A 24,249-nucleotide genomic window follows, 5' to 3' on the forward strand; every position below is an offset into this window, starting at 1 on the left:
GCTCTTCAGAGTTTTGAAAACGCGCGACCGGTCCTTTGGCCTGAGAGATTCCGGGGGCGGCTTGCTCCTTCGGCGTTGTCCATGGGTGGGACAAACTCTCCCGATCACGCGACCGGTGTGCACCGGCAGCGAATTCAGGATAGCCCAGGGATTTATACGATTTCAATCGTTTTCCGATACACGTTGCGTTTTCGCCAAGCGGGGCGTTCCTGTTATTCTATTGACACACGCGAGGGAAATTGGTAACGTTTCCAAAAATAAGCAGCACACTACAGGAGACGGGATGTTTAAGCAGTTATTCGCTTGTGCCATGGCGCTCGGCGCCGCATCCGCACAGGCTGCCGGGCCGAGCGCAGAAGTGATCCACTGGTGGACTTCAGGCGGCGAATCCGCTGCCGTGAAACAGCTTGCGAATGCCTATCGTGCCGCCGGTGGCAACTGGGTCGATACGGCGATTGCCGGCGGCGAGCAGGCCCGCGCAGTTACCCTCAATCGCATGGTTGGCGGCAAGGCGCCGGCAGCCGCGCAGTTCAATATCTCCAAGCAGTTCCTCGATATCGTTGACCAGGACATGCTGGTGCAGCTGGATGATGTCGCGCGCCAGGAGCACTGGGAAAGCACGTTGCCGGAACCGATCGTGAACACCATCCGCATCGATGGCCATTACTACGCGATGCCGATGAACATTCACATGCAGACGTGGATCTGGTATTCCAAGGCCGCCTTCAAGAAGGCCGGCATCGCAAAGGAGCCCGCAACCGTCGATGAACTGTTTGCCGTGCTGGACAAGCTGAAGGCCGCCGGCCTGGTGCCGCTGGCGCACGGCGGGCAGGCATGGCAGGAGCACATCCTGTTCGCGTCGCTGCTGGCGAATATGGGCGGGCGCCAACTCTACCTGCAGGTGATGCGCGACCGCGACCAGCGTGCCATTAATTCGGAGCCCATGCGCAAGGTGCTGCTGGCATTCAAGCGCCTGCAGGCTTACGTCGATCCCGCATCGCCCGGCCGTAACTGGAATGACGCGACCGCGATGCTGGTCAGCGGCAAGGCCGGCGTTCAGGTCATGGGTGACTGGGCCAAGGGGGAATTCAACAATGCGAAGATGGCGCCTGGCGTTGATTACGGATGCATTCCGGGCCTGGGAGCGAATGCGCCCTACCTGATCCAGGGCGACGCTTTTGTCTTCCCTCGCTCGGACAGCACGGACGTGCAGCAGGCGCAGAAGCTGATGACGAAAGTGCTGCTGGCACCTGCCACCCAGGTGAATTTCAACAAGCTGAAAGGTTCGCTGCCGCCACGCGCCGATGCCGATACCAGCCAGCTCGACGCGTGCTCCCGCGCTGGCGCCGCCATCATGCGCGACCGTAATCGCCAGGTTGGTGCGCCCGAGATTTACCTGACGCCCGATCAGAACGGCGCAGTGCAGGATGCGCTGACCGCGTACTGGAACACGTCGATGCCGGTTGAAAAAGCGCAGAAGGCGCTGGCTGCGGCGTTGAGGAACTAGACGGTGCGTCGAGCCATGTCCTATGCGGCGCTGTTGCCGATGCTGCTCACGGTTTGCGTGGGTTATCTCGGCTCGTTCGCCTGGACCTTCTATGTTTCGCTCACCAGCTCGCGCAGCATCGCCACCAATAAGCTGGTTGGCATGGCGCAGTACGAGCGCTTGTTCGACAACGAGCGCTGGCTGCTGTCGCTGCATAACCTGGCGCTTTTTGGCGTGCTGTTCGTGCTGGCCTGCATGGTGATCGGCTTCCTGCTGGCGGCTGCTATCGACCGGCAGGTGGCAGGCGAGGGTGCGCTGCGCACGGTCTTCCTCTATCCTTATGCGATGTCGTTCGTGGCGACCGGCCTGGTATGGCAGTGGATCCTGACGCCTGGCGGCATACCCGGCGTGGAAATCAATTGGCTGGTCGACCAGGACATGGTGCTCTATACGGTGGTGCTGGCATCGGCCTGGCAGGCCTCGGGCTTTGTGATGGCGCTGATGCTGGCCGGCCTGCGTGGTATCGATCCTGAAATCTGGAAGGCTGCGCGCCTGGACGGCATCCCGGCCTGGCGCGTTTATTTCTCCATTGTGCTGCCGATGCTGGCGCCGACGATGGCGACTGTATTCATACTCTTGGCGACCATGGTGGTCAAGCTGTATGACGCAGTGGTGTCGATGACCCAGGGTGGCCCCGGCACAGCCAGCGAAGTGCCTGCGAAATTCATCATGGACCACCTGTTCCTGCGTGCGAATATCGGCCTGGCTTCGGCCGGTGCAGTGGTGCTGCTGCTGACGGTGCTGGCCTTGCTGGCGCCATGGGCCTATGCCCGCAGCCGGAAGAGGGCTGCATGAAGGCGGCACGTATCGGTCTGTATGTGTTCCTGGCCAGCGCGGCGCTGTTCTTCCTGCTGCCGCTGTACGTGATGCTGGCGACCTCATTGAAATCGATGGATGAAATCCGGCTGGGGAATATCTTCGCGCCGCCGCTGGCGCCCACGCTCGATGCCTGGCGGGCAGCCTGGAGCGAGGCCTGCACCGGGGCCGCCTGCGAAGGCGTGCAGGGCGGATTCTGGAATTCGGTGCGGATTGCCGTGCCAAGCACCATGCTGCCGATAGCGCTGGGCGCGCTGAATGGCTACGCCTTGTCTTTCTGGCGGCCGCGCGGTGCCAAGCTGTTGTTCGGCATCCTGCTGCTGGGAGCCTTCGTGCCGGTGCAAGTGATGATCTATCCGCTGGTACGCATGATGGCTGGCCTGGGCGTGTTTGGCTCGCTGCCGGCTATTGTGCTCGTGCACCTGGTGTTCGGCATGCCGGTATTGACGCTGCTGTTCCGTAACTATTACGCGGCGCTGCCGCAGGAGCTGTTCCACGCTGCGCGCATCGATGGCGGCGGCTTCTGGCGCATTTTCTGGCATGTGATGCTGCCGTTGTCGGTGCCGATGCTGGTGGTGGCGGCGATCATGCAGCTCACCGGGGTCTGGAACGACTACATCCTCGGCCTGGTGTTTGCGGGGCGCGACAACCTGCCGATGACGGTGCAGTTGAATAACGTGGATCAATACGACGACGGGAACCCGTCTTTACAACGTCAATATGGCCGCCACGATCCTGACGGCGCTGGTGCCTTTGGCAATCTATTTCTTGTCGGGGCCGCTGGTTCGTGCGCGGCATCGCTGCCGGCGCGGTGGAAAGGTTGAACGGATGTCGAACGTAAGTCTGAAAAAGCTGGACATTTCCCTTGGCGGCAATGCCATTCATCCCGTCGGCCCTGGACCTGGAGGTGGAGGAGGGCGAGTTCCTGGTCCTGCTCGGGCCTTCGGAGTTGCGGCAAATCGACGGCTCCTGCACAGTATTGCGGGGTTGACCGAAACCATCGGGGGCACCATCGAGATCGGCGGCAAGGATATGTCGCGCACAGATCCTAGCGAGCGCGGGATCGGCATGGTGTTCCCAAGTCCTATGCCCTGTATCCGACCATGACGGTCGAAAAGAATATGTCTTTCGGCACTGCGCATTGCCGGAGTGGCGAAGGCGGAAATCAAACGCCGCGTGGAGCGCGTGGCCGCGATGCTGCACCTGGACGATCTGCTTGGACGTAAGCCCGGCCGCGCTTTCCGGCGGGCAGAGGCAGCGGGTGGCGATTGGCCGGCGCCATTGGTGCGCGAAGCGGGCGTCTACCTGTTCGATGAACCGGCCTGTCCAACCTCGATGCGAAGCTGCGCACCCGATCTGCGGCGCGAACTCAAATTGCTGCACCAGCAACTGGGTTGCAACCATGATCTACGTCACTCACGACCAGGGTCGAGGCGATGACACTGGCCAGCCGCATTGTCGTGATGCGGGCGGGGCAGATCCAGCAGGTCGGCACGCCCGAGCGAAGTGTATGAGCGGCCTGCCAACCTGTTCGTAGCCGGTTTTCTCGGCGCGCCAGCCATGAAACCTGATTGAGGGCGAAATCGATGCCGCCGGCATGTTTGCAGGCGCCTGCCTGCGGCTGTCCGATGGGGCGAGCCTGCCGCGGGGGGACTGTGGACGCAAAGCCGTGTTGGGTGTGCGCCCTGAGCATATTTCGCTGGTTGCCGGCGGCTCGCTGCATGGGCAGGGGTGACACTGGTGGAGCCGATGGGTGTCCCACCGCGTGGTGTGGCTGGATTGCGGCGGGCAAGCAGCTGTCCTGCATCCTGCAGGGGCAGCCGTGCGCTTGCGCCGGATGACACAGGTCGCATTCGAGATTGATGCACAACGCGCTTCGTTGTTCGACCCGGACAGTGGCAAGCGCTTTGATTTGGCGGGCGCTTCAAGTATGCTCGCGATGACGTTATAAGAAGAAAAGGATTCCAGTGGCCACTATCAAAGACGTAGCCCGCCTGGCGGGCGTAGGTTTGGGCACCGCCTCCCGCGTAGTCAGCGGCAAAGGTTCGGTGTCGCCAGCCACGCTTGAAAAGGTGAAGAAGGCGATCGACGAACTGGGATTTCGCCCGTCGCATGCGGCGCGCACGCTGCTGACCGGCACCAGCCAGATGATCGGCGTCTATATACCGGTCCTGAGCGGCACCTTTTACACGCCTATCCTGCAGATCATCGACACCGAGCTGCGCACCGCAGGCCTGCACATGGTGGTGGCCTTCGGCGTGGGCCTGGGCGATGAACGCAAGCAGGCCAAGGACGGCATCCAGTTCCTGATGGAGCGAGGCTGTGATGGCTTGATCGTGATGACCAGCGCCTTGCATGACGAAGACGTCGAGGCGCTGGGCACGCAACAGGGCAGGATTGTGGTGCTGAACCACAACCTGGCCAGTATTCCGGAGCAGTGCTTCACGTTGGACCATAAGCCTGGGCGGCCGCCTTGCCGCGCGGGCGCTGCTGGACCACAAACATCGCGATATCGCGGTAGTGGCCGGCCCGGCGCGCCTCGCCGACAACGTGGCGCGCGTCGATGGCTTCATGGCGGAGCTGCAGGCCGGCGGTATCGACACCAGCCGCATGTGGGTTGCCGAGAGCGATTTCTCGCCGGCCGGTGGCTGGGCCGCTGCCAAGGAACTGGTGGAGTCGGGGCATCGCTGCACGGCCCTGTTCTGCGCCAATGATGAAATGGCGGTTGGTGCGCTGTCCTACTTCCAGGAGGCCGGTATCCGCGTTCCGAATGACCTGTCCGTCATCGCATACGACGACACGCCAAGCGCGGAGTTTTCCGCGCCGCGCCTGACGACCGTTCATATGCCGTGGCGCGAAATGACGATGAATGGCTTGAGCGCCTTGCTGAATCGCTGTTATGGCCTGCGGCGGACGGTGACCCGCAGTTTCCCCGTGACGGTAACGCTGCGTGCATCGCTGGCCAAGGCGGCCAGTGCCAAGCGCAAGGCCGCTGCTTGAACTGAACCGGCAAAGGGGCGCGTGCGCCCTTTTTTTCGACCTGATGTGGAAACCTTTCCAAATCCTGTACACTACTGAATATGACTACTCCAGACCAGATTGAACCAGGCGCCCCGGCGCGCAGCGACTTCGCCCGCGACTTCCTGTGGGGATGCGCCACCTCGTCCTACCAGATCGAAGGGGCCGGCAGGGAGGATGGGCGGGCGGAATCAATCTGGGACCGCTTTGCCGCCACGCCCGGCAAGGTGCGCGACGGCTCGAGCGGCCTGGTGGCCTGCGACCATTACCACCGGTGGCTGGAAGATATGGATATCGCCCGCGACATGGGCCTGAACGCCTACCGTTTTTCGATTGCCTGGCCGCGCATCGTGGCCGAAGTCGGCGCGGCACCCAACCAGAAGGGCCTGGGATTTCTATTCGCGCCTGGTGGACGGCATGCTCGAACGCGGTATCCAGCCCTGGGCCACTTTGTACCACTGGGATCTACCGCAATACCTGCAGGAGCGCGGCGGCTGGGCTGAACGCGACACGGTGCTGCGCTACCTGGAATTCGTGGACGCCGTAACGCGCCGTTTGGGCGATCGCGTGCAACACTGGATTACGCACAATGAGCCATGGTGCACTGCCATCCTGGGCAATTTCGAAGGCCTGCATGCACCGGGGCTGACCGATTTCGGCACGGCGCTGCAGGTCTGCCATCACGTGCTGCTTTCCCATGGAAAGGCGGTGCCGCTGATTCGCGAGAATGTGCCGCAAGCACGCGTCGGCATCTCTCTTAGCCTGCATCCACTGCGCGCTGCCAGTCCAAGCGAAGCGGACCGCGCGGCCTGCGAGCGCCATGACGGCCTGCGTTACCGCTGGTTCCTCGATCCATTGCATGGCCGCGGCTATCCGGCGGCGACGCTGGAGCAGGTGGGCGCAGCGGCTCCGGTGGTGCACGAGGGCGATATGGAGGCGATCGCGGTGGCGACCGATTTCATGGGCGTGAACTACTATTTCCCCGAAACGGTTGCAGACGCGCCCGGCCACGAGCCGCTGGATGCACGCGTGCTGCCGCCGCCGGCCGGTGCGGAGACCACCGCCATGGGCTGGGAAGTGGCGCCGGAAGGCATGAGCGAGCTGCTTGGCCGCATCCACGCAGATTACGCGCCGAAGGAGCTGTACATCACCGAGAACGGCTCCTGTTTCGACGATGAAGTGCTGGCCGATGGCAGCGTACCCGATGCTGGCCGCCGCCGTTACCTGGCGCGCCACCTTGGCGCCATGAAGGATGCGATTGCGGCCGGCGTGCCGGTAAAGGGCTATTTCGCCTGGAGCCTGGTCGACAACTTTGAGTGGGCGGAAGGCTACCTGCGCCGTTTTGGCCTGGTCCACATCGATTACACAACACAAGAACGAAGGCTGAAGGAAAGCGGCAAGTGGTATCGCAGCTTCCTGCAACAGCCATGAAAGGAGACAGGATGAAACAGGTTTCACTGCTGGCCGCGGCGATAGCCATGGCGCTCCCGGTAGCGGCCGCGCCGCTGGCCGACTGGCCGCACGTAAGCAGCGCAATCAAGGCCGATCCGGCGCTTGAGAAGCGCGTTGCCGGCATTCTCGGCAAGATGACGCTGGAGCAGAAGATCGGGCAAATGACCCAGCCCGAGATCAAGACCACCACGCCGGATGACGTACGGCGCTACTACCTGGGCTCGGTGTTGAATGGTGGCGGCAGCTGGCCCAATGGGAACAAGCGCGCCAATGCTGCGGAGTGGCTGGCGCTGGCCCAGAAATATTACGACGCCTCGATGGCGACCGATATGGCGGTGAAGGTGCCCGTGGTATGGGGCATCGACGCCATCCACGGCAACAGCAATGTGTTTGGCGCCACCCTGTATCCGCACAATATCGGCCTCGGTGCCGCGCACAATCCCAAGCTCGCCCACGAGATCGGCGCCGCGACCGCCAAGGCAGTGCGCGCCAGCGGGATTGCCTGGGTCTTCGGCCCGACTATCGCGGTGGTGCGCGACGACCGCTGGGGCCGCACCTACGAGAGTTTCTCGGAAGATGGCAAGCTGGTGGCGCAGTATGCCGGCGAATACGTGAAAGGCCTGCAGGGGCGTTTCAAGACCGATGCCAACGTGCTGGCCAGCGCCAAGCACTTTGTCGGCGATGGCGGCACCGACCAGGGCAAGGACCGCGGCAACAACAAGGCTTCGCTGGCGGACCTGGTCAACATCCACGGCGCCGGTTATGTGCCGGCGCTGGCGCAAGGGGCGCAGACAGTGATGTCGTCGTTCAACAGCTGGAATGGGGTGAAAGTGCACGGCAGCCGCGAGCTGCTGACCGATGTCCTGAAGACGAAGATGGGCTTCGACGGATTCGTTGTCAGCGATTGGAACGGCATCGCCGAAGTGCCGGGCTGCCGCAACGACAGCTGCCCGCAGGCGATCAATGCCGGCATTGACATGGTCATGGTGCCGGATGACTGGAAAGCCTTCATCGCCAACACCGTAGCGCAGGTGAAAGCGGGGGACATCCCTATGTCCCGCATTGACGATGCGGTGAGCCGTATCCTGCGCGTCAAGCTGCGCGCAGGCCTGTTCGGCAAGAGCCCTTCGCAGAACCTGTATGCCGGTAAGGATGCGGCGCTGCAGGATCGCGAACTGGCCCGTCGCGCCGTGCGCGAATCGCTGGTGTTGCTGAAGAACGAGGGGCCGGCGCTGCCGCTGGCACGCGGCATGAAGATACTGGTGGTCGGCAAGAGCGCCGACAATATCTCCAACCAGTCCGGAGGCTGGTCGCTGACCTGGCAGGGGACCGACAATACCAATGCCGACTTTCAGCATGCCGATAGCATCCTTGCAGGAATTCGTGCGGCAGCGGGCCAAGGCAATGTGGAGTTCAGCGCAGACGCGAACGGCGTCGACCTGTCGCGCTTCGACGCAGTGATTGCGGTGGTCGGCGAGCGTCCATATGCGGAGGGCGACGGCGATATCGGCCCATCGGGCACGCTGCGCCACAGCAGCCGGTATCCGGAAGACCTGGCCGTGCTGGAAGCGGTGGCAGGCAAGGGTAAGCCGGTGATTACCGTGTTCGTTGCAGGCCGTCCGTTGTTCGTGAACGACCTGCTCAATCTGTCCGACGTTTTCATCGCGGCCTGGCTGCCCGGTACCGAAGGCAAGGGCGTATCCGACCTCCTGGTGGCAGGTCCGAGCAGCCGTGACTTCCGTGGAAAACTGTCCTTCTCGTGGCCCAAATCGGCATGCCAGACGCCTTTGAACTTTGGCGATGCCGGCTATGCTCCGCTGTTCGCTTTGAACTACGGCTTGCACAAAGGGCAGCGTTCGAAACTTGGCAAGCTGGATACTTCTTACGCTCCAGGCGGCTGTGGCTCCAGCAATACGGTGCCGGTGCATGGACAGGCCGACCGCGCGAGCTTCCCCTTGTCGATCCGCAGCGGCAGCGAGCATCTGGCACTCGGGGCGGATTTGAATGCGACGTTCCGCCTGCCCGGCATCACGGTGCAGACGGCGCAGCTGACTACGCAGCAGGACGCCAAGCTGGTGACCTGGTCGGCTGGAATCCCGTCCGGCGCGGCGCTGGTTGCGCGTGGCGCCAAGCCGATGGTGCTACCTGCTGGCGCGATACACGATGGGGCCCTGCAATTTGACGCTATGGTAGCCGCAGCGCCGCAGGGCAAGGTCACGCTGGCAATGCAGGACACCGGACTCGATGCGACCAGGCTGTTCACGCGCATCGCGGGCAAGGGCAAGCAGAGCGTCAAGCTGCCGTTGGCCTGCTTCACCGCACGCGGCCTGAAGCTGGATCACATGGATACGCCTTTCGCCATCAGCGCCAGTGCGCCGTTTGCAGCGGCTATCGCCAATATCGAAATTGCAGGCGGCGCCGCCACCGCACCCGACGCGGTGCGTTGCGAAGAACTGACACAGGAGAACTGAATGGCCAGCATCGCACCCAACTCTTCGGCCGCACGGCAGGATGCCGCAGGCGCTACGCAGGACGGTAGCAACACCAGCGCACTGGTGATCGTCACCGTCCTGTTCTTCATGTGGGGCTTGATCACTTCACTGAACGACGTCCTGATCCCGCACCTGAAGGCAATTTATACGCTCACCTATGTGCAGGCAATGCTGGTGCAGTTCTGCTTCTTCGGTGCTTATTTCATCGTATCGCTGCCGGCGGGAGCCTTGATCCGCCGCATTGGGTACCAGAAGGGGGCTGTGGCCGGCCTGCTGATTGCCGCTGGCGGCTGCGCACTGTTCTATCCCGCGTCGTTTGGCGGCTACGGCTTGTTCCTGTTTGCCTTCTTTGTGCTGGCGTCAGGCATCACGATTCTGCAGGTGGCAGCGAACCCGTATGTGACTGTGCTGGGCGCGGCGCGCACGGCATCGAGCCGTCTGACCCTGACCCAGGCGTTCAATTCCCTCGGCACTACCGTCGGCCCTGCCGTTGGCGGCTTGCTGATCCTGTCGGCTGCTGGTGCGGCCGCCGGCGCGGCGGCCGATGCGGCAACCGTGCGGGGGCCTTACCTTGGATTGGCCGGTGCGCTGGCGCTGCTGGCCATGCTGTTCTTCGCAGCCAGGCTGCCGCAGATCTCGGGTAGCGACGATGTGGCGCTGCCGGGCGAGGGCCTGGGCTCTGCATGGGCGCACCGGCACCTGGTGCTGGGCGCTATTGGCATCTTCCTGTATGTGGGCGCGGAAGTCAGTATCGGCAGCTTCCTGATCAACTTCCTCGGCGAATCGCACATTGCCGGCCTGTCGCACGCCGAAGCGGCGCATTACGTCAGTATCTATTGGGGCGGCGCCATGGTTGGACGCTTTATCGGCTTCGCCGTGATGCGCGTTGTCAGTCCGGGCAAGACGCTGGCCTTCAATTCCCTGCTGGCCATTGCCTTGGTGCTGGGAGCCGTATTCGGCAAGGGCAACGTGGCGATGTGGGCAATCCTGGCTGTTGGCTTGTGCAACTCGATCATGTTCCCGACCATCTTCAGCATGGCGCTGAACGGGCTGGGCAAGTACACGGGGCAGGGCTCGGGCATTCTTTGCATGGCCATCGTCGGCGGCGCACTGGTGCCGTTTGCGCAGGGCGCGCTGGCAGACTCGGTCGGCGTGCAGGCCTCCTTCATGCTGCCGGCCGCCTGCTACGTTTTCATCTTTTACTTCGGCGCCAAGTACTCTTCCATGTACGGCGCGCAGTAATTTTCCACATACTGCTGGTGCGGCGGGAGTTGCGCCACGGTGCGCGCCACATTGTTGCGGATGCTGTCAAGGAAGCAGGACAGCTCCGCGTCCCCCATCAAATCCGCAGACGGATGATGCTGCAGCGGCGTGATGCCCTGGCCCAGCATCACCTGGACCCACGAATTCTCGGCAAATAGTTCGTTCGACAAACGGAACACGCGGCCCGTTTCGCGGAACATGTCGATGCGGTGACGCAGCGATGCGGGTACCGCCATTTCGGCGCAGTGGCGCCAGAAAGGGGAGTCGCTGCGATTTGTGGCCTTGTAGTGCAGGATGATGAAGTCGCGGATATGTTCGATCTCGGTCCAGGCCTGCTTGTTGTATTCGTCGATCTCGGTCTGGAAGATGCCGGCGGAAGGGAACATCTGCATCAGGCGGATGATGCCGCGCTGGATCAGGTGGATGCTGGTCGATTCAATTGGTTCCAGGAAGCCGCTGGCAAGGCCGAGCGCGATGCAGTTCTTGCTCCATACCTTGCGCCGCTGGCCTGGCGTGAAGCGGATCACGCGTGGCTGTACAAGCTGCTCGCCGGTGATATTCGACATCAGCCTGGTGCGTGCGGTATCGTCGTCGACGAACCTGCTGGAGAAGACAATGCCATTGCCAACGCGATGCTGCAGCGGAATGCGCCACTGCCAGCCCCATTCGTGGGCGATGGCCCGGGTGTAGGGTACGGCCGGCCCGGTGGAAGACGTCTGTACTGCGATCGCGCTGTCGTTGTGCAACCATTGCGACCAGTCTTCGTATTCCTCACCAAGGCTTTCGCCGATCAGCAGGGCGCGGAAGCCGGTGCAATCGATGAACAGGTCGCCCTCGAGCATGGTGCCGGAATCGAGTTGCAGCGCCGTGATATGGCCGTTTTCGGCGTCGGTGTGGACCTTGGCGATCTTGCCCTCGATGCGTTGGGCGCCGTAGCCTTCCGAATACTTGCGCAAGAAGCGTGCGTAGGCGCTGGCATCGAGGTGGTAGGCGTAATTGATGCCTTCCCGCGGCAGGTGCCCAAAGCGGTTCAACTGCGCTGCTTTCAGCTCAAGGCAATAGTCGCCATAGTCGCTGGCCAGCTTGCGTTCTCGGCCCTTGTGCCAGAAATGATTGAATCCGGCGCTCCAATGGTCGGTGCCGGTCATGCCGAAGGAGTGGATATAGTCCTGGCTGACGTTGCGCCAGTTTTCGAAACTGATCCCCAGTTTGAAGGTGGCCTTGGTGGCGGCCATGAATTCCTGTTCATTAATTTCCAGCAGCCGGTGAAAATTCAGCAGGCTTGGAATCGTGGCCTCGCCTACCCCGACGGTGCCGATTTCATCCGACTCCACCAACTTGATGTCGAGGACTTTGCCAAGGCTGCGGGAAATCGCGGCGGCAGCCATCCAGCCGGCGGTTCCGCCGCCGGCAATGACAACGCGCCGCACAGGGCGGCGCTGGGACTGTTCATCTTTCACTTCGGTCTCCGTTTATCGGTTGATTTTTTTGAGAAGCTGGGCGCGCAGCATGCGTGCCGCGTTGTCGTCGATGGTGCCGAGCACGCCCCTTGCAATCGCGGGAATATGCGCTGCGGTCTGTTCATTGGCCTCGAATACGTAGTGATGGAAAATGTCCTGCCAGGCGCGGCGCTGTTCTGGCGGCAGGTCCCGGATCGACAGCAGCGACAGCATCAGCGCATTGACTGGCGTGTCCATGTAGGCGGGCGACTGGCGCCACCAGTAATTGACCAGCACATTGAAGCACTCAAGCGATTCGACATGGTGCCACCACATGCTGGGAATGAAGATCGCAATCGCCCGGCTCCAGTTCGGCGAATTGCGCGTGGCGCATCGCCTCTCCGAAGCGGGGGAAGCGTTCGAGATCCGGCTGATGCAGGTCGACCAGGCTGATTGGCTGGCCGGCCGGCGTGAAGTCCAGTGGGCCTACGTAAAGATTTTCCAACTGGCTTGGCGGGAAAAGGGGTGAACCTGCGGCGTCCCGCAGTCACGCACGCCAGGTTGTCCGGAAGGTCGTAGTGGGCCGGGATGCGGACCTGGTTGCCGATCCAGATGCTCATAAGTGCGTCGCGCGCTCCCAGGTCGAGTGCGTTCTCTACGCTGTAGCCCGGCAGCGCAGTGTCTACCGTGGTGGAGCCGACATAGATGGCGGGAGGGCGCGGATTGCCGCGGTGCCCGGCGAGTTCCGTCAGAACGTGGTCAAGACGTGCCTGCAGCGAGGTGAAATTGAAGCCGCTCAGGTCTTCGTTGTAGGAGATACGCCCGCCGGTGCCCGGGTTGCCAAGCATGGCGATCACCGTGGCATCGCGGTAAAAGCGGCGCAGGTAAGTATCGGCGCTGGCAGCGCGTGCAAGGCTGTCGGTGCCGTTGCGGCCAGCCTGTACCGCGGGCCAGTGTGCGACCAAGCCGCGCAACACCAGCGGCTCCGTGGAGTGCAGCACCTCGTCGCCAAGGTCTGACGGCGTTACACCGCGTAGCTCGCGGATCGGTTCAGCACTGGCCTGCATGGAGGCGGTTCTTGCGTTCGATCAGCGCGCGGAAGTTGGACATGGAGGCGAGCACCATGTAGATCGGTTGCAGGTAGCCGGTGCGGTTCAATCGTTCCAGCACGTCGCCCGGCAACGCGGCAAGGCGTTCTTCGTTGATGGTGTGTAGAAACCGGCCAGCCGGTATTGCGGGCCGTCGTCCAGTTCGATGTCGAACACGAAAGATTCGAGCAACTGGTGCTCGAGCAAGGCCGCCTGGAAGCCGCGTGCCTGCTGCAGCCCCTGGTGAATGGCCAGCAGCGTGGAGTTGACACGCTCCAGGTAATCGGAAGTTCCGCCATGCGGCAGGAACACCCGCTCGCCGTTTGTGGCACTGAGGCGCGGATTTTCCAGGTCCACATGCAACCGTCAATTCGTCGCCGTTCACGCCGATCAGGAAAGGCTGGCGCTCGATTGCCAGGGGGATGTAAGGCGCCTCCCAGCCGTGCATGCCGAGAAACAGGTTTTCCCCCGTCCTGGAAGCCGAACAACGCATGCGCCTCGAAGTCTCCAGTTGCCCCTTTGCGGAAGACGATCGGATAACAGGCCTGCACGTCGCGGAACTCCGACGGGAAGGTGAGGGCGGACATGACGTTGTCGCCGAAATGGGCGCCGCGCCCGGTCTGCACATGCAAGTCCTTGTGATCGATATTATTGAGCAGGACAGGTTTTGCCATGGTGATCCTTTATGGTGGGCAGAGCGAAGCGCGGCTGGTCATCAGAATTTGTAGCGGGCACCCAGCATGTAACGCGGGCCGGATTGCGTCACAAAGAGCGCCATCGATTCGGCGCGGCCGTGGACGCGCTGGATTTCGTTGGTCACGTTGATCGCTTCAAACTGCACGCTGAGCTTCTCATTGAAGGCGTAGCCGATGCTCAGGTCCAGCTGGCCGTACGCCTCGGTGTAGTTCGGATTAGGACCCGCGCCGTCGAAGGTCGAGGACAGGAACTTGTCACGCCAGTTGTAGGCTGCGCGGATCGACCAGTTCTTGTCTTCGTAAATACCCACCAGGTTGGCCGAGTTGCTCAGGCCGACCAGCGCGAAACTGCTCGCCGATCTTGAAGTTGTCGTACTTCAGGCCCGAATCGACCCAGGTATAGTTTGCCGAAAGTCCGAAGCCGGAACTGCCGAACATATGCTGCACATTGACCTCGGCGCCTTTCAGCTTTTCGTTCTTCTGGTTGGCGAAAGAGTTGATCTCGAACGACATGACCGGATCTCCCGGCTGGCCGACGATGGTACCGGTGGCATTGCCGCTGGCATCGTCCGGGCCGCGCGCTACGCCGGCGGCGGTCGGGTGGTTGCGGAAGATGTAGTTGCGGATGCAGACACGGTCGGTGCTGCAATTGCCTTGCTGGACAGCTTCGTTCCCACAGTGCTCCGCCAACCGGGGTGTGCAGGTTGAACGGGGTAGCCGTGATCTTGGATTGGCCGGCGTAGTTGCTCAAATCCTTGTGGAACAGGCCAATCGAGGCGAAGCTTTGCTGGCCGTAATACCACTCCCACGACAGGTCCAGGTTTTTCGACTTGACCGGTTTCAGTTGTGGATTGCCCTGGCTGCCGGTACCGCCGAAATCGCGCGCCAGGCGGTCCAGCGTGGTGCCGCCCTGGATCTGGTCATAGCGCGGACGGCCGATGGTTTCGCCGTAGCTGGCACGCAGCTTCATGTCCGGACGGATATCCGCATCCCAGTCCACGCTAGGCAGCCAGTGCTGGTATTTGCCATTGAGCGTGGTGAAAGTCGGCGCGCCGAAGCTGAGAGGGAATTCGTTGGCAGATACCCAGCTGATGCCTGTCGCTGCAGGTACCAGAGCGGTCGACATGACGTCGGTCTTCTCGTAACGCACGCCGATATTGGTATGCATCGGGATCGCGGTATCCCAGTCGGTGCCGAACTGGACGTAGGCGCTCTTCGATTTTTCCTCGGTACGCTGGTCGGTGTCGAAGGTGCTCTTCGGCATGTACATGTCCGGCAAGCCGGTCACCTTGGCGGTCAGGGCGCGCAGCTCGGCGAAATTGAAGGTGTAGAACTGGTTGAACAGGGCAGGGTTGCCGCTGCCTTTGATCTGGTCGTAGTACTGGCGCAGCGACTCGCGGTGGAACAGGCTGGCCGGGTAATCGGATGCCGTCGACGCGCCGCCCCAGGAATCGCGCTGCTGGGTCGACATGGCGGAGCGGTTTTTCACTTCGATCGCGCCCACGCCGAAGTTCAGGTTCGATGCTTGCAGCAGCTTCAGGCTGCCCTTGAACTGGGCCTGTTCGATCTCGCCTTTCATATAGCCGTTCTGGAACACGGAGCCGGTCACCTGCTGCGGGGCCCTGGTGAAATCGGCGCCCTGGATGCTCAGTACCGGGAAGTCGTCGCGGAAGTCGACCGTGGTGTCGCCGCGGCTGAAGCTTGCGGTGCCGAGCACGTTGCTGGAGCCGAACGGGCTGTCGGCCTTGGATTCGGCGCTGGATTTATGCACGTCCAGTTCCAGTTTCAGGCCGTCGGTTTTCCAGGCAGCGTTGAAGCCGAGCGATTGGTTCTGGGTCTTGGTGGCGAAGTCGGCGCCACCCATGGCGATATCGCTGTTGGCCGCAGGCAGCAGTTCGGTGTACACCAGTGGAGCGGCGACCGGGCCGTTGCTCCAGGTCGAAGTGGACGGACCGAAGTTGAACCAGGCCGACAGGTCCTGGCGACGGGTCTGGATCTTGTTTTCGGAGTAGGTGTAGTCCAGCGTGGTGGTGAGTTCCTTTACCGGCGCCCATTGCAAGGTCAATTGGCCATTGGTGCGCTGGCGCTGCACACCGTTCATGTTGTAGTTCAGGTTTTGCGGCAGCGAGTAAATGTCGCCGTCTTTCGGGCGGTTGGTGGCGCCGGTTTGCGGAAGCGGGCCTGCGTTGCCGAGGAAAGGACCGCGCCAGCCGTTCGCCACGGAAGCCTGGTTGAAGCCCAGGTTGCGCTCCTGGTAGCTGGCGCTCAGCGCCACACCGAAGCGGTTATCGTCAAAGGTATTGCTGTAAATGCCCGAAATTTCCGGCGTGGTGGCGCTGCCTTGCTTCACGTCGCCAGGCAGGTTGTTATGCGAGGTGTCGTGCACCGCCTTGACGCCAACGCTGGCCAGCATGCCCGGACGATCCAGCGGGCGCGCCGTCATCACATTGACGGTGGCGCCGATGCCGCCGGTCGGTGTTTCGGCGCGGCCGGTCTTGTAGACCTGGATCTGCGAGATCGCTTCCGACGCCAGGTTGGCGAAGTCGAAGGCGCGGCCATTCAGGTCGCCCAGGTTGGAGGTCGGCATCTGGCGGCCATTCAGCAGCACCAGGTTGAAGTCGGGGCCGACGCCGCGTACGGTGATCTTGGAGCCCTCGCCGATGGAGCGGTCGATCGACACGCCGCTGATGCGCTGCAGCGATTCGGCCAGGTTGGTGTCCGGAAACTTGCCGATGTCGGCTGCCACGATGCCGTCCACGATACCGTCGGCATTGCGTTTCAGGTTCATCGAGGAACCCAGGCTGGCGCGCAGGCCGGTAACAACCACGGTCGCTACTTCGCCGCTGTTGGACGGGGCTGGCGCCACGCCTGCCTGCTCCGATTCCTGCGCCTGGGCCGGTGCGATGAGCGCCGCGCAGGCGGTGGCTACTGCAAGGCTCATCAATGTCTGCTTCGCCTTTGGATAGTGCATTTGGTCTCCTTGGTTCTTATAGTCTGGCCGCCTCCCCCAACCAGCATGGAAACGTTTCCATGTAATGCTTAAAAATACTAGGGGCAGCAAAATCGATTGTCAATAAAATACGCCGGGGATCGGCAGGAAGTGTGGGGTTTCCGTCATCAAACTGGAAACGTTTCCATTCTGGTCAGCGCAATATAGCACCGTTCAAATTTTGAAGTCAACAGCTTCACCGTGCTATATTCGCAACAAAATTGGGAACGTTTCCACATGGGGGCAAATGATGTTAAAAGCGATTTTTGTCATATTGCTGGGGCTGCAAAACGCGCAAGCAGTGGAAACGTGGCCAAATGGAGCGCACGCGGCGGTCAGCCTGGCTTACGACGATGCGCTTGATTCGCAGCTCGATCATGCGCTGCCGGCGCTGCAGCGCCATGGCCTGAGAGCCACGTTTTACCTGACGCTGGCAAATACGCCAGTGCGCCAGCGCATGGCCGACTGGCGCGCGGCAGCGCAAGGCGGACATGAACTTGGCAACCATACCTTGTTCCATCAGTGCTCCGCCAGCACGCCAGGCCACGCCTGGGTCGAAGCGCATCGCAACCTTGATACCACCAGCGTCGCGCAAATGCTGGACCAAGTGCGGCTGGCCAATACCCTGCTGCAGGCGATCGACGGCAAGCGCGAACGCACCTTCAACGCGCCGTGCTTCGAACAGCAAGCAGCAGGGCAGTCATACTGGCCCGCGATTCGCGATGAATTCGTGGCGTTGCGCACGGCGGGCATTGCGCCGGTGGGTTTGACCGGCGCCCAGCTCATCGCGCTGGTGAAGGAGCAGGGCGCGCAAGGCGGCGTGGTGAACCTGGTATTCCACGGCGTCGGCGGCGACTATCTCTCCATCAGCAATGAAGCGCATGAAGAACTGCTGCGTTTCCTGGCCGCGCATCGCGACCAGTACTGGACCGACACCTACCTGAATATCGTGCGCCACCAGCGCGGCGCCAAACCGGGCTGGGTGCTGGATTGGGGCGACGAATTCGATGGCGATGCGCTCGATGCACGCAAGTGGGTCGCGGAGGAGGCCGGCCACGGTTACGGCAATAACGAGATGCAGTACTACACGGCCCGAAAAGAGAATCTGCGGGTAACGGGCGGCAACCTTGTCATCGAGGCGCGCAAAGAGGCCTACCGCGGTAGGCAATACACGTCGGCGCGCCTTAAAACCGCGGGCCTGATGGAGCGCCGCCATGGACGTTTTGAAGCGCGTATCAAAGTGCCGCGCGGGCAGGGCATCTGGCCGGCGTTCTGGATGCTGGGTGCCGATATCGACAAGGCGGGCTGGCCGCGCAGCGGCGAGATCGACATCATGGAAAACATCGGCAAGGAGCCCGGCATCGTTCATGGCACGGTGCATGGCCCGGGCTACTCCGGCGAAAAGGGCTTTGGCGCACCGTCGCAGCTGCCGGATGGGCAGTGCTATGCCGACGCCTTTCACGTCTTTGCGGTGGAATGGGAGCCGGGTGAAATCCGCTGGTACCGCGACGGCCAGCATTACCACAGCGCACGGCCGCAATTGGTGAATGGTGAATGGGCGTTCGAGCATCCCTTCTTCGTGCTGCTTAACCTGGCGGTGGGCGGCTATTGGCCAGGCTATCCTGATGAAAATACTCTATTCCCGCAAGTGATGCTGGTTGACTACGTTCGGGTATATCGCAAGGAGGACTGATGGTACACTCAATGCATGAATGCAATCATTCTTGCTGCGGCCTTAATGGCCGCCCCCGCCACGCCGGAGCAGGCGGTCGCCGCCCTGTGGCGTTCACTGAGTCACGACGCTGGCCAGCCCGGCGATGAAGCGGCGCTGCGCGCCATCCTCCACCCCGACGCCATGGTCTACGGCGCCCGTTACCGCAACGGCGCTGCTGCGCTGTCGGTCGCGCGCGGCACCGATTTCGCCGCCGGCATCGGACGCGCCGGCGACAAGGGCTTCCATGAGTGCGAAGTGGCGCGCGAGGTGCGCCAGTACGACCGTTTTGCCACCGTCTACAGCGTGGTCGAATCGCGCACTGATCGCAGTGCGCCAAAAGCGGATTTCACAGGGGTCAACAGCATCCATTTGTTCCGCGCCGACGACGGCTGGCGCATCATCGGCCTGTACTACCAGGTCGAACGGCCCGGCCAGCCTATCTCGCTACAAGGCGGCAAGGCAGGCGCCTGCCTGGAGGGATGATGAACGAGAAGACCGCCCGCGCCATCATGCTGGTCAAGGCGATCGAAGTAGCCGACCAGCACAAGGAAGTGCTGACCGACGATGACCGCAAGTTCGCCAGCCGTACCGCGCGCGAACTGGCGCACTGGCAGGCGGCAGAGCAGCGGTCGGCATCCACGCTGCCGGACTTTCTTTACCACCGCGCAGAACAACTGCTGAAACGCCTGGCAGCACGTCACAAGATGTTTGCCTCCGTGACGCAAGGCCATAGCGGCATGTGGGGAGCAAGCTGGCTGCTGCCGCTGGCGGCGCTGCTGGTAGGCGGCATGGCCGAGCGCTTCGGCGACCCGCACCGCGTCGACGTGCTGTCCATGCCGCTGCTGGGGATCATCGCCTGGAATTTGCTGGCCTACCTGCTGCTGGTACTGTGGGCGTTGCTGCCCGCGCGCCGTGCCGGATTGCGGCGGGGCCTGGCCAACCGCATGGCCCTGGGCAGCGGGCATATTCCGCGCCGCCTGCCGCACGCACTGGCGGGCGGCGTACTGCAATTCATGGTGGACTGGGCCCGCCTGGGCGCGCGCCTGAACATGGCCCGCATCGCGCGCATCCTGCACTGGTCGGCCGCTGCCTTCGCCACCGGCGCCATACTGTCGCTCTATGTGCGCGGCATAGTCGAGCGTTATGCGACGGGCTGGGAGAGCACCTTCCTGGAGCCAGGGCATGTGTATCGCCTGTTATCCCTGCTGTTCGCGCCCGCAGAGCGAATTTTCGGCCTGGAAGGTTTCACCGCTGACGAAGTGATGGGTTTGCAGAACTGGGGTGATGCGCACCCGGGCAACGGCGCGCGCTGGGTCAACCTGTACGCTGCCAGCCTGCTGCTGTATGTGGTTCTGCCGCGCCTGGTACTGGGTGCCTGGGCAGCAGCACGCGCCATCTGGCTGCGCCAGCGTTTCCCGCTCGACCTGGACCAGCCATATTTCCACCAGCTGTCGGTGTCGGCTGGCGGCGAGCCGGGCCTGCTGCGCGTGCTGCCTTACAGCCTGACAGTGGACGAAGCGCGCAGTAGGGGACTGGACACGGTGGCGCAAGAGATGCTGGGCGAGCAAGCCCGCGTACGGCTGCTGCCGCCTGTGGCCTACGGCAGCGAAGCGCCGGCGCTGGAATCCGGCGAGGGCGTGACGAACGCTGTCCTGTTCGGCCTTGCTGCCACGCCGGAGCAGGAAAACCATGGCGTCTTCCTGGCCGCGCTGGGCAAGGGGCGCAAGCTGGTCGCGCTGCTTGACCAGTCCGCGCTGGCCGCACGCATGGATACCAGCCGTTTGAGCGAACGCATCGAGTTATGGCGAGAGTTCTGCATCCTGCACGGTGCCGAGCCGAAAGTGGTCGATTTGCTGGCCCCTGCGGAAGCGCATGGGAACGCGGCATGACGGGCGCTCCAGTCACCATCCAGCTGGCGCTGGTTTCCCATACCAATAACGGCAAGACCACGCTGGCCCGCACCCTGCTGGGCGCCGATGTGGGCCAGGTGCGCGATGCCGCCCACGTCACGACGTTCGCCGAATCGCATGCGCTGATGACGACCCAGAGCGGCGACCGCCTGGTGTTGTGGGATACGCCAGGCTTCGGCGACTCCATGCGCCTGATGAAACGCCTGGCACTGACCGGCAACCCGATCGGCTGGTTCCTGCGCGAGGTGGTGGACCGCTACCGCGATCGTCCGTTCTGGCTTAGCCAGCAGGCCGTGCGCACCGCGCGCGACGAAGCGGACGTTGTGCTGTACCTGGTCAACTCCACCGAGAACCCGGGCGATGCCGGCTACATTCCGGCGGAAATGCGTATCCTCGATTGGCTGGGCAAGCCGGTACTGGTGCTGCTGAACCAGATGGGGCCTCCACGCCCGCTGCCGGAAGAACAGGCCGAACTGCTGCGCTGGAAGGACTTCATGCTGCAATTTGGCCAGGTGCGCGAAGTCCTGCCGCTGGATGCCTTCGCCCGTTGCTGGGTGCACGAGCGCGTGTTTTACGATGCGCTCGGCGCCCTGGTCAGCCCCGATAAGCAGCAAGGCTATGAGCGCCTGTTCTCGGTCTGGGAAGACACCAATGCGCGCCGTTTCAAGCAATCCATGGCGGTGATGGCGCACCAGCTGGCGGACGCCGCGCACGACAAACAGATCGTGGAAACGGTGGAGCGCGGCATGCTCGCATCGGCGCTGAAGATCATCGGCATTGACAAGGGCGAGGACCGCAAGCGCCAGGAGCGCGCCATGAACACGCTGGTGTCGCGGCTCAACCTGGCTATCGGCCAGGCGACCGTCAACCTGCTGGCGCTGCACAAGCTCGACCCTAGCGAAGCGCCCAAGATCAATGCACGTGTCAGCAACAACTTTTTGGTGCTGGCGCCGGTGGACAAGGGGCAGGCGGCATTGCTGGGGGCAATCGTCTCCGGTGCGGCCACCGGCTTCTCGGCCGACCTGGCAGCCGGCGGCCTGACCCTGGGCACGGGCGCATTGCTGGGCGGCGTGATCGGCGCGCTGACCTTTGCCGGTGCGGCCTGGGGCTTCAATGTCGGCATGGATCGTGAAGTGCCGACCATGTCGCTGACCGACGATTTCATGCGCACCCTGCTGGTGTCCAGCGTGCTGCGCTATCTGGCTGTGGCGCACTTCGGCCGGGGGCGCGGCAACTTCGTTGAAAGCGAGGCGCCGCCGTTCTGGCAGGAGGAAGTGGAGCAGGCCGTGGCACTGCACGACGCGCAGGTAAAAGCGCTGTGGCACACCTTGCGCGAGCAGGAGTATCGCGACCTGGCACCGGCCAGCGCCGTGCTCACCGCAATCACGGCGCACGTGCTGGCGCGGCTTTACCCCGAAGGTCAGGCAGCGAATCCGCCATCGATATTGAGGCCGGCACCGGTCACGTAAGCGGCATCCTCGCTGGCCAGGTAGGCTACCATCGCAGCAATTTCATCGCCGCGCGCGTGGCGCTTGATCGCCATCAGCTCGTGCAGCGATTTGGCGAAATCGCTGTGCGCCGGATTCATGTCGGTATCCACCGGGCCTGGCTGCACATTATTGATGGTGATGCCGCGCGGTCCCAGGTCGCGCGCCAGGGCCTTGCACCAGGCCGGTCAGCGCCGATTTGCTCATCGCATAAACCGAACCGCCAGGGAAGGGCATGCGTTCGGCATTGGTGCTGCCGATGTTGATCACGCGTCCGCCTTCCTTCATATGCGCCACTGCCGCCTGCGTGGCTGCGAACACGCCGCGCACATTGACGGCGATGGTGCGGTCGAAATCTTCCAGCGTCAGTTCGGGACACGTCGCCCAGGTGCAGTACGCCGGCGTTGTTGACGAGGATGTCGAGACGGCCGAAGCGCTTGGCGACATCGTCGATGGCGGCGCGGGTGGCTGCAGCGTCTGAGGCATCGACTTTCAGTGCGATGGCCTGGCCGCCAGGCAGCGCCGATTTCGCTGGCCAGGGCGTCGGCTGCGGCGCCCGAGCTTTGGTAGGTGGAAGGGCCACGGTGGCGCCATCTTTTGCCAGGCGGCGCACGATGGCGGCGCCGATGCCGCGGGAACCACCGGTGACGAATGCGATCTTGTTCATGATTTGCTCCTGATTTGGGTTGGGATGGAGCTAGTATGGCCGCGACATTGCATGCCGACTAGCTGGTAATATTGAGTATCACTTTCAACTAAATGTATTAAATGGAGCCACTGAACCTGCTCGAATCCTTTCTGCAGAGCGCCGAATGCGCCGGCTTTTCCGAGGCCGCGCGCCCGCTTGGGCCTGACCCCGGCCGCTGTCAGCAAGAACGTGGCGCGGCTGGAAGCACGGCTGGGCGTGCGCCTGTTCCAGCGCAGCACGCGCCGGCTGGCGCTGACCGAGGCCGGCGCGAACGCTTGCTGCAGCAGGTGCGCGGCCCGCTGGCCGAGCTGCAGGGCGCCATTGCCGGCGCGGCGCAGGATGCGGGCGAGCCGGCCGGCACGCTCAAGGTGGCGGTGGCGCATGGCGTAGGGGCGCATGTACCTCCTGCCGCTTGCTGAAAGGCTTCCTGCAGCGCTGCCCGGGCGTGCAGCATGACTGGCGATTCGACAACCGCCACGGTGGGACCTGATCGGGGAGGGCTACGACGTCGCCATTGGCGGCGGCATCGAGCTGGCGCCCGGCGTGGTGGCGCGCGAACTGGGGCGTCCGCGCATCCTGGTCACCGCGGCGCCAACCTATCTTGCGGGCCGCAAGCTGCCGCGCCATCCATCCGAGCTGGCCGGCTGGGAGGGCATTGCACGCCGCTCGGCCGAAACCGGGCGCCTGCGCGAATACCTGCTGCGCAACGCCGGCGGGGAGGAAGCGGTGGCCGAATTCCGGGCAGTTGCCACCTTCGATGATCCGGAAGGCGATGGCGCAGGCGGCGTGCATGGGGCTGGGCGTGGCCTTGTTGCCTGGACCGCATGCGGCGCCACTGCTGGAATCGGGCCAACTGGGTGCGGCTGCTGCCGGACTGGCATGCGGAGGTGGGAGCGCTCTCGATTTACTATTCCAGCAAAAAACTGTTGCCGGCCAAGACGCGTGCTTTCGTCGAATACGTGATTGGTCAAATGCGCGCTGACGACTTTGCGGGGCGGCTCGACAGGCTTTGAAAGATCACGGTAATATTGGCTTCCAATTCATCAGCGATAGGGGTGCCTTCCATTGAAGTTCCGCCTTGTTACCCGCAGTGATTTTGATGGCCTGGTGTGCGCGGTGCTGCTCAAGCACCTGGACTTGATCGACGAGATTCCTGTTCGTGCACCCCAAGGATATGCAGGACGGGAAAATCGCGATCACCAGCCGCGATATCACCACCAACCTCCCTTACGTATCAGGCGCCTATCTCGCGTTCGACCATCACCTGTCCGAAACCATCCGCAATACGGGTGGGCGGCAGAACCACGTCATCGATCCCAATGCGCCTTCGGCTGCGCGTGTGGTCTACGACTACTACGGCGGTGGCAACAAATTCCCGTCGGCCTGGAACGACATGATGCTGGCGGTGGACAAGGGCGACTCGGCGCAATTCAATCGTGACGAGATCCTGGACCCAAAGGGCTGGGACCTGCTGAACTTCCTGATGGATGCGCGCACGGGCCTGGGGCGCTTCCGCGATTTCCGCATATCGAACTACAACCTGATGATGGACCTGATCGATTACTGCCGCTCGCATTCGATCGGCGAGATCATGGCGCTGCCGGATGTGAAGGAGCGCAGCGACCTGTATTTCGACCACGCCGAGAAGTGCA

19 protein-coding genes, 8 pseudogenes and 1 riboswitch are annotated in these 24,249 nt (G+C 62.8%); of the genes and pseudogenes, 15 read left to right on the plus strand and 12 right to left on the minus strand.

Annotated elements, in window-relative coordinates:
* Positions 1 to 18: 18 nt before the first annotated feature.
* Positions 19 to 113: riboswitch (glycine riboswitch) on the minus strand.
* 170 nt (positions 114 to 283) lie between these two features.
* The 9 genes and pseudogenes from ACQ4MM_RS07265 to ACQ4MM_RS07305 all read left to right on the plus strand — a co-directional run bounded on the left by ACQ4MM_RS07265 (position 284) and on the right by ACQ4MM_RS07305 (position 10,566).
* Positions 284 to 1,507: an ABC transporter substrate-binding protein gene (locus ACQ4MM_RS07265; protein ID WP_431476760.1), complete on the plus strand. Its 1,224-nt coding sequence runs from the start codon at positions 284 to 286 to the stop codon at positions 1,505 to 1,507.
* A 15-nt stretch (positions 1,508 to 1,522) separates the two neighbouring features.
* Positions 1,523 to 2,341: a carbohydrate ABC transporter permease gene (locus tag ACQ4MM_RS07270; protein WP_431476780.1), complete on the plus strand. Its 819-nt coding sequence runs from the start codon at positions 1,523 to 1,525 to the stop codon at positions 2,339 to 2,341.
* Positions 2,305 to 3,203, plus strand: a pseudogene (locus tag ACQ4MM_RS07275) (carbohydrate ABC transporter permease). Before ACQ4MM_RS07270 ends, ACQ4MM_RS07275 begins: the two are co-directional and overlap by 37 nt.
* Positions 3,191 to 4,313 (plus strand): annotated as a pseudogene (locus ACQ4MM_RS07280) (ABC transporter ATP-binding protein). Before ACQ4MM_RS07275 ends, ACQ4MM_RS07280 begins: the two co-directional pseudogenes overlap by 13 nt.
* Before the next feature lie 16 nt (positions 4,314 to 4,329).
* Positions 4,330 to 5,362 (plus strand): annotated as a pseudogene (locus ACQ4MM_RS07285) (LacI family DNA-binding transcriptional regulator).
* Positions 5,363 to 5,442: 80 nt separating this feature from the next.
* A complete protein-coding gene (locus tag ACQ4MM_RS07290; RefSeq protein ID WP_431476761.1) occupies positions 5,443 to 5,883 on the plus strand; it encodes a family 1 glycosylhydrolase in 441 nt (146 codons plus the stop codon).
* Positions 5,798 to 6,811 (plus strand): family 1 glycosylhydrolase, encoded by a 1,014-nt coding sequence (locus ACQ4MM_RS07295; protein WP_431476762.1) that lies wholly within the window; start codon positions 5,798 to 5,800, stop codon positions 6,809 to 6,811. The genes ACQ4MM_RS07290 and ACQ4MM_RS07295 overlap by 86 nt, the downstream gene beginning before the upstream one ends.
* An 11-nt stretch (positions 6,812 to 6,822) precedes the next feature.
* Positions 6,823 to 9,303 carry a glycoside hydrolase family 3 N-terminal domain-containing protein gene (locus ACQ4MM_RS07300; protein ID WP_431476763.1) on the plus strand — a complete coding sequence of 827 codons (2,481 nt, stop codon included), beginning with the start codon at positions 6,823 to 6,825 and terminating at the stop codon, positions 9,301 to 9,303.
* The gene (locus ACQ4MM_RS07305) at positions 9,304 to 10,566 is read left to right on the plus strand and encodes a sugar MFS transporter (RefSeq protein ID WP_431476764.1); all 1,263 of its coding nucleotides are present in this window, start codon (positions 9,304 to 9,306) and stop codon (positions 10,564 to 10,566) included.
* Here ACQ4MM_RS07305 and ACQ4MM_RS07310 read toward each other — a convergent pair.
* The 9 genes and pseudogenes from ACQ4MM_RS07310 to ACQ4MM_RS07350 all read right to left on the minus strand — a co-directional run bounded on the left by ACQ4MM_RS07310 (position 10,524) and on the right by ACQ4MM_RS07350 (position 16,750).
* Positions 10,524 to 12,047: a tryptophan halogenase family protein gene (locus ACQ4MM_RS07310; RefSeq protein ID WP_431476765.1), complete on the minus strand. Its 1,524-nt coding sequence runs from the start codon at positions 12,045 to 12,047 to the stop codon at positions 10,524 to 10,526. The two genes, ACQ4MM_RS07305 and ACQ4MM_RS07310, sit on opposite strands and share 43 nt — an antisense overlap.
* A 12-nt stretch (positions 12,048 to 12,059) precedes the next feature.
* Entirely contained in the window at positions 12,060 to 12,362 is a 303-nt protein-coding gene (locus ACQ4MM_RS07315) for a cupin-like domain-containing protein (RefSeq protein ID WP_431476766.1), read from the minus strand.
* On the minus strand, positions 12,334 to 12,531 hold the full coding sequence (locus tag ACQ4MM_RS07320; RefSeq protein WP_431476767.1) for a cupin-like domain-containing protein: 198 nt from the start codon (positions 12,529 to 12,531) through the stop codon (positions 12,334 to 12,336). Before ACQ4MM_RS07320 ends, ACQ4MM_RS07315 begins: the two co-directional genes overlap by 29 nt.
* Before the next feature lie 61 nt (positions 12,532 to 12,592).
* A pseudogene (locus tag ACQ4MM_RS07325) lies at positions 12,593 to 13,093 on the minus strand (cupin-like domain-containing protein); the annotation flags it as partial.
* Positions 13,077 to 13,196 carry a hypothetical protein gene (locus ACQ4MM_RS07330; RefSeq protein WP_431476768.1) on the minus strand — a complete coding sequence of 40 codons (120 nt, stop codon included), beginning with the start codon at positions 13,194 to 13,196 and terminating at the stop codon, positions 13,077 to 13,079. The gene ACQ4MM_RS07330 and the pseudogene ACQ4MM_RS07325, both read right to left, overlap by 17 nt.
* Complete coding sequence (locus tag ACQ4MM_RS07335; protein ID WP_431476769.1) at positions 13,181 to 13,471, minus strand: SapC family protein; 291 nt, start codon at positions 13,469 to 13,471, stop codon at positions 13,181 to 13,183. Before ACQ4MM_RS07335 ends, ACQ4MM_RS07330 begins: the two co-directional genes overlap by 16 nt.
* Before the next feature lie 164 nt (positions 13,472 to 13,635).
* Positions 13,636 to 13,788, minus strand: a pseudogene (locus ACQ4MM_RS07340) (SapC family protein); the annotation flags it as partial.
* A 41-nt stretch (positions 13,789 to 13,829) separates the two neighbouring features.
* Positions 13,830 to 14,120, minus strand: a complete 291-nt coding sequence (locus ACQ4MM_RS07345; protein ID WP_431476770.1) for a hypothetical protein — start codon at positions 14,118 to 14,120, stop codon at positions 13,830 to 13,832.
* Positions 14,121 to 14,137: 17 nt separating this feature from the next.
* A complete protein-coding gene (locus tag ACQ4MM_RS07350) occupies positions 14,138 to 16,750 on the minus strand; it encodes a TonB-dependent receptor (RefSeq protein WP_431476771.1) in 2,613 nt (870 codons plus the stop codon).
* Positions 16,751 to 17,099: 349 nt separating this feature from the next.
* Here ACQ4MM_RS07350 and ACQ4MM_RS07355 point away from each other — a divergent pair, with 349 nt between their 5' ends.
* The 4 genes from ACQ4MM_RS07355 to ACQ4MM_RS07370 are packed head-to-tail and all read left to right on the plus strand — an operon-like array spanning position 17,100 to position 21,891.
* A complete protein-coding gene (locus tag ACQ4MM_RS07355; RefSeq protein WP_431476772.1) occupies positions 17,100 to 18,491 on the plus strand; it encodes a family 16 glycosylhydrolase in 1,392 nt (463 codons plus the stop codon).
* Positions 18,492 to 18,506: 15 nt separating this feature from the next.
* Complete coding sequence (locus tag ACQ4MM_RS07360) at positions 18,507 to 18,995, plus strand: hypothetical protein (protein WP_431476773.1); 489 nt, start codon at positions 18,507 to 18,509, stop codon at positions 18,993 to 18,995.
* The gene (locus ACQ4MM_RS07365) at positions 18,992 to 20,401 is read left to right on the plus strand and encodes a DUF2868 domain-containing protein (protein ID WP_431476774.1); all 1,410 of its coding nucleotides are present in this window, start codon (positions 18,992 to 18,994) and stop codon (positions 20,399 to 20,401) included. The genes ACQ4MM_RS07360 and ACQ4MM_RS07365 overlap by 4 nt, the downstream gene beginning before the upstream one ends.
* Positions 20,398 to 21,891: a DUF3482 domain-containing protein gene (locus ACQ4MM_RS07370; protein ID WP_431476775.1), complete on the plus strand. Its 1,494-nt coding sequence runs from the start codon at positions 20,398 to 20,400 to the stop codon at positions 21,889 to 21,891. Before ACQ4MM_RS07365 ends, ACQ4MM_RS07370 begins: the two co-directional genes overlap by 4 nt.
* On the opposite strand, the gene ACQ4MM_RS07375 is transcribed toward ACQ4MM_RS07370, so the two are convergent.
* From ACQ4MM_RS07375 to ACQ4MM_RS07385, 3 genes and pseudogenes are all read right to left on the minus strand, one after another.
* On the minus strand, positions 21,843 to 22,037 hold the full coding sequence (locus ACQ4MM_RS07375; RefSeq protein ID WP_431476776.1) for an SDR family oxidoreductase: 195 nt from the start codon (positions 22,035 to 22,037) through the stop codon (positions 21,843 to 21,845). The two genes, ACQ4MM_RS07370 and ACQ4MM_RS07375, sit on opposite strands and share 49 nt — an antisense overlap.
* A 1-nt stretch (position 22,038) precedes the next feature.
* On the minus strand, positions 22,039 to 22,395 hold the full coding sequence (locus tag ACQ4MM_RS07380) for an SDR family NAD(P)-dependent oxidoreductase (protein WP_431476777.1): 357 nt from the start codon (positions 22,393 to 22,395) through the stop codon (positions 22,039 to 22,041).
* Positions 22,319 to 22,576, minus strand: a pseudogene (locus ACQ4MM_RS07385) (SDR family NAD(P)-dependent oxidoreductase); the annotation flags it as partial. The gene ACQ4MM_RS07380 and the pseudogene ACQ4MM_RS07385, both read right to left, overlap by 77 nt.
* Positions 22,577 to 22,677: 101 nt before the next feature.
* Between ACQ4MM_RS07385 and ACQ4MM_RS07390 the strand changes: the two are divergent.
* Together ACQ4MM_RS07390 and ACQ4MM_RS07395 are read left to right on the plus strand one after the other, a co-directional pair.
* Positions 22,678 to 23,610 (plus strand): annotated as a pseudogene (locus tag ACQ4MM_RS07390) (LysR substrate-binding domain-containing protein).
* 52 nt (positions 23,611 to 23,662) lie between these two features.
* Positions 23,663 to 24,249 (plus strand): annotated as a pseudogene (locus ACQ4MM_RS07395) (exopolyphosphatase); the annotation flags it as partial.

The organism is Massilia eburnea, from assembly GCF_050709955.1.
In the GTDB taxonomy this organism is placed as follows: domain Bacteria; phylum Pseudomonadota; class Gammaproteobacteria; order Burkholderiales; family Burkholderiaceae_D; genus Rugamonas; species Rugamonas eburnea_A.

Excerpts from the sequence above, each read along its gene's own strand:
- ACQ4MM_RS07265 (WP_431476760.1), top strand. The coding sequence starts at position 284 with ATGTTTAAGCAGTTATTCGCTTGTGCCATGGCGCTCGGCGCCGCATCC.
- ACQ4MM_RS07270 (WP_431476780.1), top strand. The coding sequence starts at position 1,523 with ATGTCCTATGCGGCGCTGTTGCCGATGCTGCTCACGGTTTGCGTGGGT.
- ACQ4MM_RS07290 (WP_431476761.1), top strand. The coding sequence starts at position 5,443 with ATGACTACTCCAGACCAGATTGAACCAGGCGCCCCGGCGCGCAGCGAC.
- ACQ4MM_RS07295 (WP_431476762.1), top strand. The coding sequence starts at position 5,798 with ATGCTCGAACGCGGTATCCAGCCCTGGGCCACTTTGTACCACTGGGAT.
- ACQ4MM_RS07300 (WP_431476763.1), top strand. The coding sequence starts at position 6,823 with ATGAAACAGGTTTCACTGCTGGCCGCGGCGATAGCCATGGCGCTCCCG.
- ACQ4MM_RS07305 (WP_431476764.1), top strand. The coding sequence starts at position 9,304 with ATGGCCAGCATCGCACCCAACTCTTCGGCCGCACGGCAGGATGCCGCA.
- ACQ4MM_RS07315 (WP_431476766.1), bottom strand. The coding sequence starts at position 12,362 with ATGTGGTGGCACCATGTCGAATCGCTTGAGTGCTTCAATGTGCTGGTC.
- ACQ4MM_RS07350 (WP_431476771.1), bottom strand. The coding sequence starts at position 16,750 with ATGAGCCTTGCAGTAGCCACCGCCTGCGCGGCGCTCATCGCACCGGCC.
- ACQ4MM_RS07360 (WP_431476773.1), top strand. The coding sequence starts at position 18,507 with ATGAATGCAATCATTCTTGCTGCGGCCTTAATGGCCGCCCCCGCCACG.
- ACQ4MM_RS07365 (WP_431476774.1), top strand. The coding sequence starts at position 18,992 with ATGATGAACGAGAAGACCGCCCGCGCCATCATGCTGGTCAAGGCGATC.
- ACQ4MM_RS07370 (WP_431476775.1), top strand. The coding sequence starts at position 20,398 with ATGACGGGCGCTCCAGTCACCATCCAGCTGGCGCTGGTTTCCCATACC.
- ACQ4MM_RS07380 (WP_431476777.1), bottom strand. The coding sequence starts at position 22,395 with ATGCCTCAGACGCTGCAGCCACCCGCGCCGCCATCGACGATGTCGCCA.